The sequence below is a fragment of the Streptomyces sp. SPB162 genome (assembly GCF_029504575.1).
Classification (GTDB): Bacteria; Actinomycetota; Actinomycetes; order Streptomycetales; family Streptomycetaceae; genus Actinacidiphila.
Map to the genome: position 1 here is coordinate 5669681 of NZ_JAQFII010000001.1, position 13752 is coordinate 5683432.

Consider the following 13752-nt stretch of genomic DNA (forward strand, 5'->3'; position numbering starts at 1 on the left):
CAGCGCTGGAGCACACGTGACGGAAAACGTCGAAGCGACAGCTCACGACGGAACCGAAGCCGGCACCCCCGAGGGTCCCGGCGGCTACGCGGCGGCCCGGCTGCGCCTCCTCAACGAGGAGACGCGGTCCGGGCCGCCGCGCCGTTCCGCCCTGTCGAAACTCACCGACGACTGGCTGGCGGGGCTCGCCGCGGGCGCGGCGGGGGAGACCGGCACCGCCGGATACGCCCTGGTCGCCGTCGGCGGCTACGGGCGCGGCGAACTGTCTCCACGCAGCGACCTCGACCTGCTGCTCCTCTACGACCCCTCCGTCGCCAAGGAGCGGGTCTCCGCGCTCGCCGACCGGATCTGGTACCCGGTCTGGGACCTGGGGCTGGATCTGGACCACTCGGTCCGCACCACCGCCGAGGCCCGTGCGACGGCCGCCGAGGACCTCAAGGTCCAGCTCGGGCTGCTCGACGCCCGGCACATCGCGGGCGACCCGTCCCTCACCGCCGCCCTGCGCACGGCCACCCTGGCCGACTGGCGCAACCAGGCCCCCAAGCGGCTGCCCGCCCTGCACGAGCTGTGCCAGGAACGGGCGGAGCGCCAGGGGGAGCTCTCCTACCTCCTGGAACCCGACCTCAAGGAGGCTAGGGGCGGGCTGCGCGACGCCACCGCGCTGCGCGCCGTCGCCGCGTCCTGGCTCGCCGACGCCCCCCGCGAAGGCCTGGAGGACGCCCGCACCCGGCTGCTGAACGCCCGCGACGCCCTGCACCTGGTCACCGGCCGCTCCACCGACCGGCTCGCCCTCCAGGAACAGGACCAGGTCGCCGAAGCCCTCGGCCTACTCGACGCCGACGCCCTGCTGCGCCAGGTCTACGAGGCCGCCCGGACCATCAGCTACGCGGCCGACGTCACCTGGCGCGAGGTCGGCCGCGTGCTGCGCTCCCGCGAGGCGCGCCCGCGCCGCCGCGGTCTCCTCGGCATCGGCCGATCCGGCCCCGCCGCCGCTCCCGCCGAGCGCACCCCGCTCGCCGAGGGAGTCGTCGAGCAGGAGGGCGAGGCCGTCCTGGCGCTGGCCGCGAAGCCCGAACGCGACCCCGTACTGCCGCTGCGCGCCGCCGCCGCGGCCGCGCAGGCCGGGCTGCCGCTGAGCCTGCACGCGGTGCGCCGGCTGGCCGCCGCCGCCCGGCCCCTGCCGGTGCCGTGGCCGGCCGAGGCCCGCGAACAACTGCTCACGCTGCTCGGCGCGGGCGAGGCCACCGTCCAGGTCTGGGAGGCGCTGGAGGCCGAAGGGCTCATCACGCGGCTGCTGCCGGACTGGGAACGGGTCCGCTGCCGTCCGCAGCGCAACGCCGTCCACCGCTGGACGGTCGACCGGCACCTCGTCGAGACGGCGGTGCGCGCCTCCGGTCTCACCCGCCGCGTCGGCCGCCCCGACCTGCTGCTGATGGCTGCCCTCCTGCACGACATCGGCAAGGGCTGGCCGGGCGACCACAGCGAGGCCGGCGAGGTCATCGCGCGCGATGTCGCCGTCCGCCTCGGGTTCGACCCCGCCGACGTGGACACGCTGGCGCTGCTCGTCCGCCACCACCTGCTGCTCATCGAGACCGCGACCCGCCGCGACCTCGACGACCCGGTGACCGTGAAGGGCGTCGCCGACGTGGTGCGCGACAGCGGCACGCTGGAGCTGTTGCACGCGCTGACCGAGGCCGACGCGCTCGCCACCGGCCCCGCCGCGTGGAGCAACTGGCGCGCCTCGCTCCTGGCCGACCTGGTCAAACGCGTCGCGGAACTGCTCGCGGGCGGCGAGGTGCCGGAGCAGGGCCGCCGCCGAGACGACGGCCGAGGAGGAACGCCTCGCCGTCGAGGCCGCCCGCACCGGCGGCCCGGTGCTCGCCCTCCATGCCCACGCGGAACCAGACCCCGAGGGTGGCGATGACAGCACCCCCGAGCGGCTGGGCGTCGAGCTGCTGCTCGCCGTCCCGGATCTGCCCGGGCTGCTCGCCCAGGCCGCCGGCGTGCTCGCCCTGCACCGGCTCACCGTGCGCGCCGCCGACCTGCGGTCCGTCGACCCGATCGGGGAGGGGCCGGTGACGCTGCTCAACTGGCGGGTCTCGGCCGAGTACGGGGCGCTGCCGGAGGCCACCCGGCTCCGCGCCGACCTGGGGCGGGCCTTCGACGGCTCGCTCGACATCGAGGCCCGGCTCGCCGAACGCGAGGCGGCCTACCCGCGCCGCCGCGCGCTCGCCGCGCCGCCGCCCCGGGTGACGGTCGCCGCGGGCAGCTCCCAGGTGGCCACGGTCATCGAGGTCCGCGCCCAGGACGCCCCCGGGCTGCTGCACCGGATCGGCTACGCCCTGGCCGCGACGGGGGTGGACGTGCGGTCCGCCCACATCAGCACGCTCGGCGCCAACGCGGTCGACGCGTTCTACGTCGTCGGCGCGGACGGCGCTCCGCTGGGCGAAGTACGGGCGGCGGAGGTCGCCCGCGAGGTGGAGCGGGCGCTGCGCTGAGCCGTACGGTCGTCCGTCGCCGGGCAGGCTCAATCCCGCCTGCCCGGCGATGGAGGGCACACCAGCGGATACCCTGGGGGACGACTACCGCCAACCCCTGACGCGAGGACCCGCAACCACCGTGTTCGATACCCTCTCCGATCGCCTTGCAGCGACGTTCAAGAACCTCCGGGGCAAGGGCCGCCTCTCCGAGGCGGACATCGACGCCACCGCGCGCGAGATCCGTATCGCCCTGCTGGAAGCGGACGTCGCGCTCCCGGTGGTCCGTGCGTTCATCAAGCAGGTCAAGGAGCGGGCTTCCGGCCTTGAGGTCTCGCAGGCGCTGAACCCGGCGCAGCAGGTCATCAAGATCGTCAACGAGGAGCTCGTCGGCATCCTCGGCGGCGAGACCCGCAGGGTCCGCTTCGCCAAGCAGCCGCCGACCGTGATCATGCTCGCGGGTCTGCAGGGTGCCGGTAAGACCACCCTCGCCGGAAAGCTCGGCCTCTGGCTCAAGAGCCAGGGCCACGCCCCGCTGCTCGTCGCCTGCGACCTCCAGCGTCCGAACGCCGTGACCCAGCTCTCCGTCGTCGCGGAGCGCGCGGGCGTCGCGGTCTTCGCGCCCGAGGCGGGCAACGGCGTCGGCGACCCGGTCAAGGTCGCCCAGGACTCCATCGAGTTCGCGAAGTCCAAGCAGTACGACGTGGTCATCGTCGACACCGCCGGCCGGCTGGGTGTCGACGAGGAGCTGATGCGGCAGGCCGCCGACATCCGTGACGCGGTCAGCCCGGACGAGATCCTCTTCGTCGTCGACGCGATGATCGGCCAGGACGCGGTCAACACCGCCGAGGCGTTCCGCGACGGCGTCGGCTTCGACGGTGTGGTGCTCTCCAAGCTCGACGGTGACGCCCGCGGTGGCGCCGCGCTCTCCATCGCGCACGTGACCGGCAAGCAGATCATGTTCGCCTCCAACGGCGAGAAGCTCGACGAGTTCGACACCTTCCACCCGGACCGGATGGCGTCCCGCATCCTCGGCATGGGCGACATGCTCAGCCTGATCGAGAAGGCCGAACAGACCTTCTCCCAGGCCGAGGCCCAGAAGATGGCCGAGAAACTGGCCAAGGGTCCGAAGGAGTTCACGCTCGACGACTTCCTGTCCCAGATGGAGCAGGTCCGCAAGATGGGCTCCATCTCCAAGCTGCTCGGCATGCTGCCGGGCATGGGGCAGATCAAGGACCAGATCGCCAATCTGGACGAGCGCGACGTGGACCGCACCGCCGCCATCATCAAGTCGATGACCCCGGCCGAGCGCCAGGACCCGACGATCCTCAACGGGTCGCGCCGGGCCCGCGTCGCCAAGGGTTCCGGCACCGAGGTCAGCGCCGTCAAGAACCTGGTCGAGCGCTTCTTCGAGGCCCGCAAGATGATGTCGCGGATGGCCCAGGGCGGCGGCATGCCCGGTATGCCGGGGATGCCCGGCATGGGTGGCAGCGGCAAGAAGAAGAAGCAGGTCAAGCAAGCCAAGGGCAAGCAGCGCAGCGGCAACCCGATGAAGCGCAAGGCGGAGGAGGCGGCCGAGGCCGCCCGCCGTGCCGAGCAGGCCGACAACCCCTTCGGCGCGGCCGCCGCTCCTGAGGCGCAGAACTTCGAACTCCCCGACGAGTTCAAGAAGTTCATGGGCTGACGCCTCTCACACCAACGGTCGGAGAACGCCCCCAGCCGGGGGCGTTCTCCGCGTCCGGGGCATGATGGGATGGCGCCATGCGCGTATCCATCCGAGAACCCCGTCCGGGCGACGCCGACGCGTACGCCACGGCCGTCCTGCGGTCCGCCGACCACCTGAGCCCGTGGAACCCGGTCGATCCGGACGGCTTCCACGAACTGCTGCGCCGCCAGGGCCCGTCGTTGCGCACCTTCCTGATCCTCAACGACGAGGACGGCGGCATCGTCGGCAAGGTCAACGTCGCGAACATCGTCCGGGCCCGGTTCCGCAACGGCGTTCTCGGCTACGACAGCTACCTGCCGTACGCGGGCACCGGCCGGATGACCGAGGGCCTGCGGCAGGTCGTAGACCGCTGCTTCACCAGCTATCCCGACGGTCTCGGGCTGCACCGGCTGGAGATCAACGTGCAGCCGGACAACGGCCGCTCCCTCGCCATGGCCAAGCGGCTCGGCTTCCGCCACGAGGGCTTCTCGCCGCGCATGCTCTACCTGAACGACGACTGGCGCGACCACGAGCGCTTCGCCCTCACCGCCGAGGAGTGGCCCGGAGCCTGACGGGCCCGGGAGCCGTGCGTCGTGTCCATCTCCTGCTGCTCCTGGCCGAAGCCCTTCACGGCGCAACGGAAGTCGGCGGCGTGGTCGCGGCCCACTCGCGGAACGTACGGCCTATCCCTGGTCGGCCACGGGGCTCGCCGCGGGACTTGCCCCAGGGCTTGTCAGGGGACCTTCCACGGGGATCGTCGGGGGAACCGCCACGGCGGGATCCGCCGTGGGGCTCGTCGCGGGAGCGGCCGGGGTGTCCGTCGCGGCGGTGTCGACGGGCCAGCCCGGCGGCCGGCCGATGGCCGTGACGGTCGGCTGGAACTCCGCGAGCGTCGGGACGAACAGGGGAGATCCCCAGGTGCGCTGTGCCAGGGCGCGCATCGGGTCCATGATCCCGGTCGCCGTCTGCTGCTCCGTCTCGGCGTCCGGGTGGTCACACCAGACGTGCAGCGCCGCACCCCGGTTGCGCGTCGGGTCGGTGAGGGTGGCACCGGCCTGGAAGAGGTCGGTGTTCCAGGTCTCGTACATGTACTTGGTGTCGGGTTTGCTGCCGCCGTACACGTAGTACGTCGGGGTCCAGCTGGAGTTCATGACGGTGTGGCCCGCGGTGACGAGCTGCTGCGGTGTGAGGCCGTGGTTGAACCAGTGGTCGACGGTGATGTCGGTGTTCACGGCGATCGTGCCGTCACCCGCCTTGATGCCGTCGTTCCACATCCGCATCGTCCTGCCGCCGGCCCGGACTATCGCGTCGGCCCAGTTGATGAAGCCGTAGTAGGTGTCCTTGGCGGTGGCTGCGGCCCCGTAGTGGTCGTGGGCGTAGCCGAGGAGCTGCGGGTAGTCCGCGTAGTTGGTGACGTACTCGTCCGCGCCCAGGTGCCAGTACCCGGCGGGGAACAGCGGCAGGTACTCGGTGATCAGGTCTTCGATGAGGCGGTAGGCCGCCGGGTTGGACAGGTCGATGTACTGGTTGCTGGGGGTGCCCGCGCTGTTGGTGAGCCGCAGCTCGGGGTGGGCGGTCAGCGTCGTGTTCATGTGACCCGGCACGTCGATCTCGGGCACGACGGTGACGTGGTAGCGGGCGGCGAGCGCGATGAGGTCGGTGATCTCCCGCTTCGAGTAGTGCTCGGCGGAGGTGACCTCGGGGTGGCTCGCGCTCTCCAACCGGAAGCCGTAGGTGTCGGACAGGTGCAGATGGAAGTAGTTCATCTTCAGATAGGCGAGGTCCCTGATCTGGCCCTGCAGAAAGGGCACGGTGAAGTACTTGCGCCCTACGTCGACCATCAGCCCGCGCTCGGGCTTGGCGGGCCAGTCGCGGGCCGTCCCGGCGGGGATGGTGAGGGACTGCTTGAGGAGCTGGAGCACCGTACGGGTGCCGTAGAAGGCCCCGGCGTCGGTCCGCGCCTGGACGGTGACGTAGGGGGCGACGGTGAGGGCGTAGCCCTCGGCGCCGAGGGCGGTGTCCGTCGAGCCGAGCGTGAGGAAGAGGTCTCCCGCCCGCACGTCGGAGACCGGACCGCTGACGTGGCCGACGGCCCTTCCGGCGAACTGCGTCAGATCGTCGGCGAAGACCTGCCCGGTGGTGTCGAGCTCGGACGCGTACGCGCTGTCGGTGACGACCCGGCCGGCGGGGCCGAAGGTGTACGCGCCGCTGCCCGCGGTCCACTGCTGGAGGGCGGGGATGGTGCGCGGCGCGGCGTCGGCGGCGTGCGCCGGCGCCTCCGCGAGCGGCACGGCGAGGGCGAGCAGCAGGCCGAGCAGCGCACCGAGAGCGGCGCCGGGCCCAGGGGAGAAGCGAGCGTGAGGGGAGGACCGCATGGTCGAGAACTCCTGCCTGGGTGCCGGTTTTGACCTGATCGTACGATTTACTCCGGAAACGGCGCGAGCGGCGGCGGCATCGGAGTGGGCGTGCGCTGGGTCGGACGCGGGCAGGTCAGGCGGGCGCGAGGTCGCGCGCGGGCAGGGCAGGCATGCGCTGAATGGGGGCGCTGAGTGGGACGGGCGCTGAGTGGGACGGGTTCCGGGTGGGACGGGCGCCGGGTCAGACGCGGGCGACCACGTACCGGAAGACGTTCTCCATCCGCACCGTCCCGTCGGACCGCTGGTACGGATGCAGCGCCTCGGCCAGTTCCTTCTCCACCTGGTGCTCGTCGGTGGCCTCCGCGGCCGAGTCGAACAGGCCGGTGGAGAGCAGTCCGCGGACCGCGCTGTCCATGTCCGGGTAGCCGAAGGGGCAGGCCACCCGGCCGGAGCCGTCCGGACGCAGCCCGGCGTCCCGGGCCAGCTCCTCCAGGTCGTCGCGCCCGCTCAACCGGCTCCTGACCGGGTGCCCGCGCGGTTCCGCCGGCCGTGCCGCGACACACAGCACGCGGTAGGTGGCGCACCGCTCGGACGGGCCCCAGCCGGCCAGCACCACGGGACTGCCGCGCTCCGTGAGCCGGGCCGCCTCCTGCAGTTCGGGCCGCAGTTCGGCGCAGGGCGACGCCGGATCCAGCGCCGTCACCATCGTGAACGGCGCACCCTTGCGGTCCGCCGGGCGCTCGGGTCCGCCGATCCGTAACGCGGCGCGGGTGTGGCGCCGGGTCGGCGCGCCCCACTGCGGTTCGGGGAGCAGCCGTTCCCGGGCCAGCGCGAGCCGTCGTTCGTCGCCGTCGCAGCCGGTGACGGTCGCCCCGCGGGCCGAGGCCATCAGCAGCGCGAGACCCGATCCGCAGTCGAGCCCGAGCAGGCGGGTGGAGGGGCCGACGTCGAGCCGGTCGTACACGGCGTCGTAGAGCGGTACGAGCATCCGCTCCTGTATCTCGGCCCAGTCCCGCGCCCTGCGGTCGGCGCGCGTCCTGGATCCGCGAACGAGCGTGGTGGTCATCGGAGCCGCCCCAATCAGCCGAGTCGCCGTCCTGGTGTGCCCCCCGGGTGCTTCGTGCATGTCCCCGAAAGCCAGACAACTCCGGTTTTGCGCTCCCGTCCAGAGGGCGGCCCGATTCACGTCCGACGGTCATCGCCCCGTAACATCGGCGGCATGGCAAAGCCCCCCGTTCTCACGCCTCAGGCGGTCGACTTCCCCCGCTGGTACCAGGACCTGGTCAACAAGGCCGAACTGGCCGACAACGGCCCGGTGCGCGGCACGATGGTGATCCGGCCGTACGGATACGCCCTCTGGGAGCGGATGCAGCAGGAGATGGACGCGCGCATCAAGGACGCGGGCGCCCAGAACGCCTACTTCCCGCTCTTCATCCCGCAGTCGTACCTGACGCGCGAAGCCGAGCACGTGGAGGGCTTCGCCCCCGAGCTGGCGGTCGTCACCCACGGTGGCGGCAAGGAGTTGGAAGAGCCGATCGTCGTCCGGCCGACCTCCGAGACGATCATCAACGAGTACTTCTCCAAGTGGGTGCAGAGCTACCGGGACCTGCCCCTGCTGATCAATCAGTGGGCGAACGTCGTCCGCTGGGAGATGCGCCCGCGCGTCTTCCTGCGCACCACCGAGTTCCTCTGGCAGGAGGGCCACACCGCCCACGCCACCTACGACGACGCGCGCGCCTACGCCGCGCGGATCCACCGGGACGTGTACGCCGATTTCATGGTGAACGTCCTCGGTATCGACGTGGTGCTCGGTCGCAAGACCGCCAAGGAGCGTTTCGCCGGCGCCATCAACACCCTCACGCTCGAGGGGATGATGGGCGACGGCAAGGCGCTGCAGATGGGCACCAGCCATGAGCTGGGTCAGAACTTCGCGAAGGCGTTCAACACCTCGTACCTGTCGGGCGAGGGCAAGCAGGAGCTCGTCTGGCAGACCTCGTGGGGCGTGTCGACCCGCATGGTCGGCGGCCTGATCATGTCCCACGGCGACGACAACGGCCTGCGCGTCCCGCCGCGGCTCGCCGCGGTGCAGGTGGTCGTGCTGGCCATCAAGGGCGACGACACCGTCATCGCCAAGGTGCACGAGATCGGCGACCGCCTCAAGGCGGCCGGGATCCGCGTCCAGGTGGACGCCCGCACCGACACGCCGTTCGGCCGCCGGGCGGTGGACTGGGAGCTCAAGGGCGTCCCGGTGCGGGTCGAGGTCGGTCCGCGCGACCTGGAGAACGGCACCGCGATGCTGGCCCGCCGGATCGCCGGGGGCAAGGAGCCGGTGGCGCTCGACGCGCTGGAGGCCCTGATCCCCAAGATCCTCGAAGAGGACCAGGCGCAGCTGCTGCGCGAGAGCCGGGAGCGGCGCGAGTCGCGCACCGTGGACGTGGCGACCATCGGGGAGGCGGCCGAGGCCGCCGCCACCGGCTGGGCCCGCATCCCGTGGGCCGACCTCGGCCCCGAGGGCGAGGCCAAGCTCGCCGAGCAGAGCGTCTCCGTGCGTTGCCTGATCGCCGAGGACGGCTCCGTGCCGGCCGACGACGACGCTCCGGGCACCATCGCGGTCGTCGCTCGCGCGTACTGAGTCCACGTATCGGACTCGCGTACTCACGACCCACGTATCGGACTCGCGTACTGAGTCCCTGTACGGCGTGCGCGTACCGGCCGGTCGCCGCCGGTCGCTGACGGTCCTCCGTCGGTGGCCCACGGTAGCTGGCCGGAAACGGGCGTAGGTTTTAGGTGTTACGTCCCGAGTTCGGGGCGGGTGTTCGGATCCTCCACTATCCTCCGCTCCCGCCCCGCGCCGGACGCATCCTCCGGAACTGACCGATGAGTGCAAATTATTTGGGGTGTCCCGGAATCGGAACACTGGGCCACCCCGGCTCGTTGATACGGCGTGAGCACGACACCACCAGTTCTCGCCGCCGAGCTGGCAGTCGCGTGGGCCGACATTCAACGGCACCACCCCGAACTGCCGGATCTGGCCGCGCCAGAGTCCCTTATCGGAGAGTCCTCGTCCGCCTGCGGGAATCGAGCTCTCCTTCGAAAGGCTGCTCCACGAGGCCGTGCACGGAGTCGCCGCAGCACGCGGCGTCCGTGACACGTCGCGAGCCGGCCGCTACCATAACCGCCGTTTTCTGGCGATCGCTGACGAATTGGGCCTCGACCACTCCGAGGAGCCGCATCCCAGCAGCGGCTTCTCTCTGGTCGGTCTGCGCCCTGACACCAAGAAGCGCTATCGAGCCACCATCGACCGGCTGCACCGGGCCCTGAAGGCGCACACGGTCGCGACCACCGCGGACACCGCCCGCAGTTTCCGCGGCCCGGCCGCGCGGCACGGCTCGTCCGGCGGGGGAGTGCGCGTCAAGGCCGTGTGCGACTGCGGGCGCAACGTCCGCGTCGTGCCGTCGGTCCTCGCCCAGGCGCCGATCATGTGCGGTGCCTGCGGGCAGGCGTTCCGCATCCCGGAGGTCGTCGGCGCCGGCGTCGGGTGAGGTGAGCCGAAGCCACCGGGGCCTTTCGTGATCCGCCGGACAGGCGCTGGGCCACTCCGGTTAGCCGGGCGTGTCACCGTGTGGCAGAATAGCCAGCTGAGAACTCGACAGCCGTGCAGGAACCCTCTCTCCTTCGGCTGACGAATCCGCTGGGCGCACGAATCCCACAACCCCACGTGGGTGTTTGCCGTGCCCAACCTCGTCAATTCCAGGAGAACCCACTCCCGTGGCAGTCAAGATCAAGCTGAAGCGTCTGGGCAAGATCCGTTCGCCTCACTACCGCATCGTCATCGCCGACTCCCGTACCCGCCGTGACGGCCGGGCCATCGAGGAGATCGGCCTGTACCACCCGGTGCAGAACCCCTCGCGCATCGAGGTCGACACCGAGCGTGTCCAGTACTGGCTGGGTGTCGGCGCGCAGCCGACCGAGCCCGTGATGGCCATCCTCAAGGTCACCGGCGACTGGCAGAAGTTCAAGGGCCTGCCGGCCCCGGCCCCGATGCTCGTCGCCGAGCCGAAGGCCGACAAGCGGATCCTCTTCGAGGCCGCTGCCAAGGACGCCGGCAACGAGCCCAAGGGTGAGGCCATCACCCCGAAGGCCAAGAAGGCGGAGAAGGCCGAGAAGAAGGCCGATGACGCTGTCGAGGCCCCCGTTGAGGCCCCGGCCGAGACCACCGAGGCCTGAGCATGCTCGAGGAGGCTCTCGAGCACCTCGTGAAGGGCATCGTCGACAATCCCGATGATGTGCAGGTGTCCGCGAAGACCCTGCGCCGCGGGAGCGTCCTCGAGGTCCGGGTGCACCCGGACGACCTCGGCAAGGTGATCGGCCGCAACGGCCGCACCGCACGCGCTTTGCGTACTGTCGTGGGCGCCCTCGGTGGCCGTGGCATCCGCGTCGACCTCGTCGACGTGGATCAGGTCCGCTGAGACCAATGCAGTACCGGCACGGGCCGGGGGCGGCGATTGCCGGCTCCGGCCCGTTGTCGCGTTCCAGGACATTCTTTGAGTGAAGGGCAAGCAGAGTGCAGCTGGTAGTCGGCCGGATCGGGCGCGCCCACGGCATCAAGGGCGAGGTCACCGTCGAGGTGCGCACCGACGAGCCGGAGGTGCGGCTCGGCCCGGGCGCGGTGCTGGCCACGGACCCGGCCACCGCCGGGCCGCTGACCATCGAGTCCGGCAAGGTGCACAGCGGACGTCTGCTGCTGCGCTTCGAGGGCGTGCACGACCGCACCGCCGCCGAGGCGCTGCGCAACACCCTGCTGATCGCCGAGGTGGACCCGGCGGAGCTGCCCGAGGACCCCGAGGAGTTCTACGACCACCAGCTGGTCGACCTCGACGTGGTGACCGTGGACGGTACGGAGGTCGGCCGCATCCTGGAGATCTCGCACCTGCCGGGCCAGGACCTGCTGATCGTCGAGCGCCCCGACGGCACCGAGGTGATGATCCCGTTCGTCAGCGAGATCGTCCCGGAGATCGACCTGGAGAACCAGCGCGCCGTGATCGACCCGCCGCCCGGCCTGCTCAACGAGGCCGAGGGCCGAGGTCGCGAGTGCCCGTGAGGCCGACGGCGCCGAGGCTGCCGACGCGGGCGACGGCCGTGACGGCGCCGACGGCACCGCCTGATGCGCATCGACGTCATCACGATCTTCCCTGAGTACCTGGAACCGCTGAACGTGTCGCTGGTCGGCAAGGCGCGGGCCCGCGGGCAGCTCGACGTGCGCGTCCACAACCTGCGGGACTGGACCCACGACCGGCACAACACCGTGGACGACAGCCCCTTCGGCGGCGGTCCCGGCATGGTGATGAAGCCCGAGCCGTGGGGTGAGGCACTGGACGCGGTGACCGCGGAGGCGGAAGAGGGTGAGCGGCGGCCCGTGCTGGTCGTCCCGACGCCCAGCGGTCTGCCGTTCACCCAGGAACTGGCCGTCGAACTGTCCGAGCGGCCCTGGCTGGTCTTCACGCCCGCCCGCTACGAGGGCATCGACCGGCGGGTCATCGAGGAGTACGGCGACCGTTTCGACGTCCGCGAGGTCTCGATCGGCGACTACGTCCTGGCCGGTGGCGAGGCCCCGGTCCTGGTGATCGTCGAGGCGGTGGCCCGGCTGCTGCCCGGCGTGCTCGGCAACGCCGAGTCCCACCGCGACGACTCCTTCGCGCCCGGCGCGATGGCCGACCTCCTGGAGGGGCCGGTCTACACGAAGCCGCCCGTCTGGCGGGAGCGCGAGGTGCCCGAGGTGCTGCTGAGCGGCCACCACGGCAAGGTCGCGCGCTTCCGCCGCGACGAGGCCTTCCGCCGTACCACCGCCAACCGGCCGGACCTGATCGAGCGCTGCGACCCCGCCGCCCTCGACAAGGCCGACCGCGCTCTGCTGGCCGAGCTGGGCTGGGAAGAGCTGCCGGACGGCCGATTTGGGCGCTCGGCCTCCGCCGTGGAAGAATAGCCGCCTGCTGTACGTCCGGCGGCGCCCCTGCCACAGGGGGACCGACGCTCGCCCGACGGAGCGGCATTCCGAATCATCATCACGACCGTTCCGCCGATGACCTGTGGCATGGGCGAAGGAAGCAGAAGATCTTCATGCATATTCTCGACTCCATCGACAACGCGTCGAAGCGTGACGACGTCCCGGCGTTCCGCCCCGGTGACACCATCAACGTCCACGTGCGCGTCATCGAGGGCACCCGCTCGCGTGTGCAGCAGTTCAAGGGCGTAGTCGTCCGCCGCCAGGGCGCCGGCGTCCGCGAGACCTTCACGGTCCGCAAGGTCAGCTTCAGCGTCGGCGTCGAGCGTACCTTCCCGGTGCACAGCCCGATCTTCGAGAAGATCGAGATCGTGACCCGCGGTGACGTCCGTCGCGCCAAGCTGTACTACCTCCGTGAGCTGCGCGGCAAGGCCGCGAAGATCAAGGAGAAGCGCGACAACTGAGTCCGTCGCGGGGCCGTATAGGCTCTCCGCTCGATGGACACGGACGCAGGACCTTCGGAGCGCGATCGCTCTTCCACTGCTGAACAGCAGGGGGAGCAGCGGTCGCGCTTCGCTGTGTACCCGTCGTCCGTCCCCCCGTGGTGGTCAGTGGCCCGCTGGTGGCGTACGGCGCTGCCGGCCGTGGCCTGCGTGGCCGCCCTGTTCCTGGTGAACGCCTTCCTGGTGCAGCCGTTCCTCGTTCCGAGCGCATCGATGGAGGGGACGCTGCAGATCGGGGACCGGGTGCTGGTGAACAAGCTGGCCTACCGTTTCGGCCGGGTGCCGGAGCGGGGCGACATCGTCGTCTTTGACGGTGACGGATCGTTCCTCCAGACCGGCGGGACCGATTATGTAAAGCGGGTGATCGGTATTGGCGGGGACCGGGTCACTTGTTGCGACGCGCTGGGCAGACTCATGGTGAACGGTCATTCGCTGGACGAGGGATATCTGTATCCGGGCGATACACCGTCCCGAGTACCGTTCGACATCCAAGTGCCGGCAGGGAGGCTGTGGGTGATGGGTGACCACCGTGACGACTCCCGGGATTCGCGGGATCACCTCGGCGAGCCCGGCGGCGGCACCGTCCCGCTGGACGAGGTGATCGGGCGGGCCGACTGGATCGGCTGGCCGATCGGGCGGATGCGGTCCCTGGACCGTCCGGCGGTCTTCGCCGCCGTGCCAGGACCGGGTCGGGGCCGTGGGTAACCGC

Annotated in this window: 10 protein-coding genes and 3 pseudogenes; 11 read left to right on the top strand and 2 right to left on the bottom strand. The window is 71.1% G+C overall.

The genetic code is table 11. The annotated features are described in order from the left end of the window. Positions 1-16 precede the first annotated feature (16 nt). The 3 genes and pseudogenes from M2266_RS25740 (at position 17) to M2266_RS25750 (ending at position 4754) form a co-directional block, all read left to right on the top strand. Positions 17-2498, top strand: a pseudogene (locus M2266_RS25740) ([protein-PII] uridylyltransferase). A 121-nt stretch (positions 2499-2619) separates the two neighbouring features. Further along, entirely contained in the window at positions 2620-4161 is a 1542-nt protein-coding gene (gene ffh / locus M2266_RS25745; RefSeq protein WP_277440322.1) for a signal recognition particle protein, read from the top strand. A 77-nt stretch (positions 4162-4238) separates the two neighbouring features. Further along, entirely contained in the window at positions 4239-4754 is a 516-nt protein-coding gene (locus tag M2266_RS25750) for a GNAT family protein (RefSeq protein WP_277440323.1), read from the top strand. 111 nt (positions 4755-4865) lie between these two features. Here the strand turns inward: M2266_RS25750 and M2266_RS25755 are convergent, their stop codons facing one another. Together M2266_RS25755 and M2266_RS25760 are read right to left on the bottom strand one after the other, a co-directional pair. After that, positions 4866-6557 (bottom strand): family 20 glycosylhydrolase, encoded by a 1692-nt coding sequence (locus tag M2266_RS25755; protein ID WP_277440324.1) that lies wholly within the window; start codon positions 6555-6557, stop codon positions 4866-4868. 223 nt (positions 6558-6780) lie between these two features. Next, positions 6781-7605 carry a class I SAM-dependent methyltransferase gene (locus M2266_RS25760; RefSeq protein ID WP_277440325.1) on the bottom strand — a complete coding sequence of 275 codons (825 nt, stop codon included), beginning with the start codon at positions 7603-7605 and terminating at the stop codon, positions 6781-6783. 153 nt (positions 7606-7758) lie between these two features. Between M2266_RS25760 and proS the strand changes: the two genes are divergently transcribed. The 8 genes and pseudogenes from proS to lepB all read left to right on the top strand — a co-directional run bounded on the left by proS (position 7759) and on the right by lepB (position 13748). After that, a complete protein-coding gene (gene proS, locus M2266_RS25765; RefSeq protein ID WP_277440326.1) occupies positions 7759-9171 on the top strand; it encodes a proline--tRNA ligase in 1413 nt (470 codons plus the stop codon). 312 nt (positions 9172-9483) lie between these two features. After that, positions 9484-10081, top strand: a pseudogene (locus M2266_RS25770) (hypothetical protein). A 226-nt stretch (positions 10082-10307) separates the two neighbouring features. Next, complete coding sequence (gene rpsP / locus M2266_RS25775; protein WP_277440327.1) at positions 10308-10766, top strand: 30S ribosomal protein S16; 459 nt, start codon at positions 10308-10310, stop codon at positions 10764-10766. 2 nt (positions 10767-10768) lie between these two features. Beyond that, a complete protein-coding gene (locus tag M2266_RS25780) occupies positions 10769-11008 on the top strand; it encodes an RNA-binding protein (RefSeq protein ID WP_269273729.1) in 240 nt (79 codons plus the stop codon). Between the two features lie 95 nt (positions 11009-11103). Next, positions 11104-11704 (top strand): annotated as a pseudogene (gene rimM, locus M2266_RS25785) (ribosome maturation factor RimM). Next, positions 11704-12522, top strand: a complete 819-nt coding sequence (gene trmD / locus M2266_RS25790) for a tRNA (guanosine(37)-N1)-methyltransferase TrmD (RefSeq protein WP_277440329.1) — start codon at positions 11704-11706, stop codon at positions 12520-12522. Before rimM ends, trmD begins: the two are co-directional and overlap by 1 nt. Positions 12523-12656: 134 nt before the next feature. Then, positions 12657-13004 (top strand): 50S ribosomal protein L19, encoded by a 348-nt coding sequence (gene rplS, locus M2266_RS25795; RefSeq protein WP_277440330.1) that lies wholly within the window; start codon positions 12657-12659, stop codon positions 13002-13004. A gap of 33 nt (positions 13005-13037) precedes the next feature. After that, positions 13038-13748, top strand: a complete 711-nt coding sequence (gene lepB / locus M2266_RS25800; protein ID WP_277440331.1) for a signal peptidase I — start codon at positions 13038-13040, stop codon at positions 13746-13748. The last annotated feature ends 4 nt before the right edge of the window (positions 13749-13752 follow it).

Excerpts from the sequence above, each read along its gene's own strand:
- M2266_RS25750 (WP_277440323.1), top strand. The coding sequence starts at position 4,239 with ATGCGCGTATCCATCCGAGAACCCCGTCCGGGCGACGCCGACGCGTAC.
- M2266_RS25755 (WP_277440324.1), bottom strand. The coding sequence starts at position 6,557 with ATGCGGTCCTCCCCTCACGCTCGCTTCTCCCCTGGGCCCGGCGCCGCT.
- M2266_RS25760 (WP_277440325.1), bottom strand. The coding sequence starts at position 7,605 with ATGACCACCACGCTCGTTCGCGGATCCAGGACGCGCGCCGACCGCAGG.
- proS (WP_277440326.1), top strand. The coding sequence starts at position 7,759 with ATGGCAAAGCCCCCCGTTCTCACGCCTCAGGCGGTCGACTTCCCCCGC.
- M2266_RS25780 (WP_269273729.1), top strand. The coding sequence starts at position 10,769 with ATGCTCGAGGAGGCTCTCGAGCACCTCGTGAAGGGCATCGTCGACAAT.
- trmD (WP_277440329.1), top strand. The coding sequence starts at position 11,704 with ATGCGCATCGACGTCATCACGATCTTCCCTGAGTACCTGGAACCGCTG.
- rplS (WP_277440330.1), top strand. The coding sequence starts at position 12,657 with ATGCATATTCTCGACTCCATCGACAACGCGTCGAAGCGTGACGACGTC.
- lepB (WP_277440331.1), top strand. The coding sequence starts at position 13,038 with ATGGACACGGACGCAGGACCTTCGGAGCGCGATCGCTCTTCCACTGCT.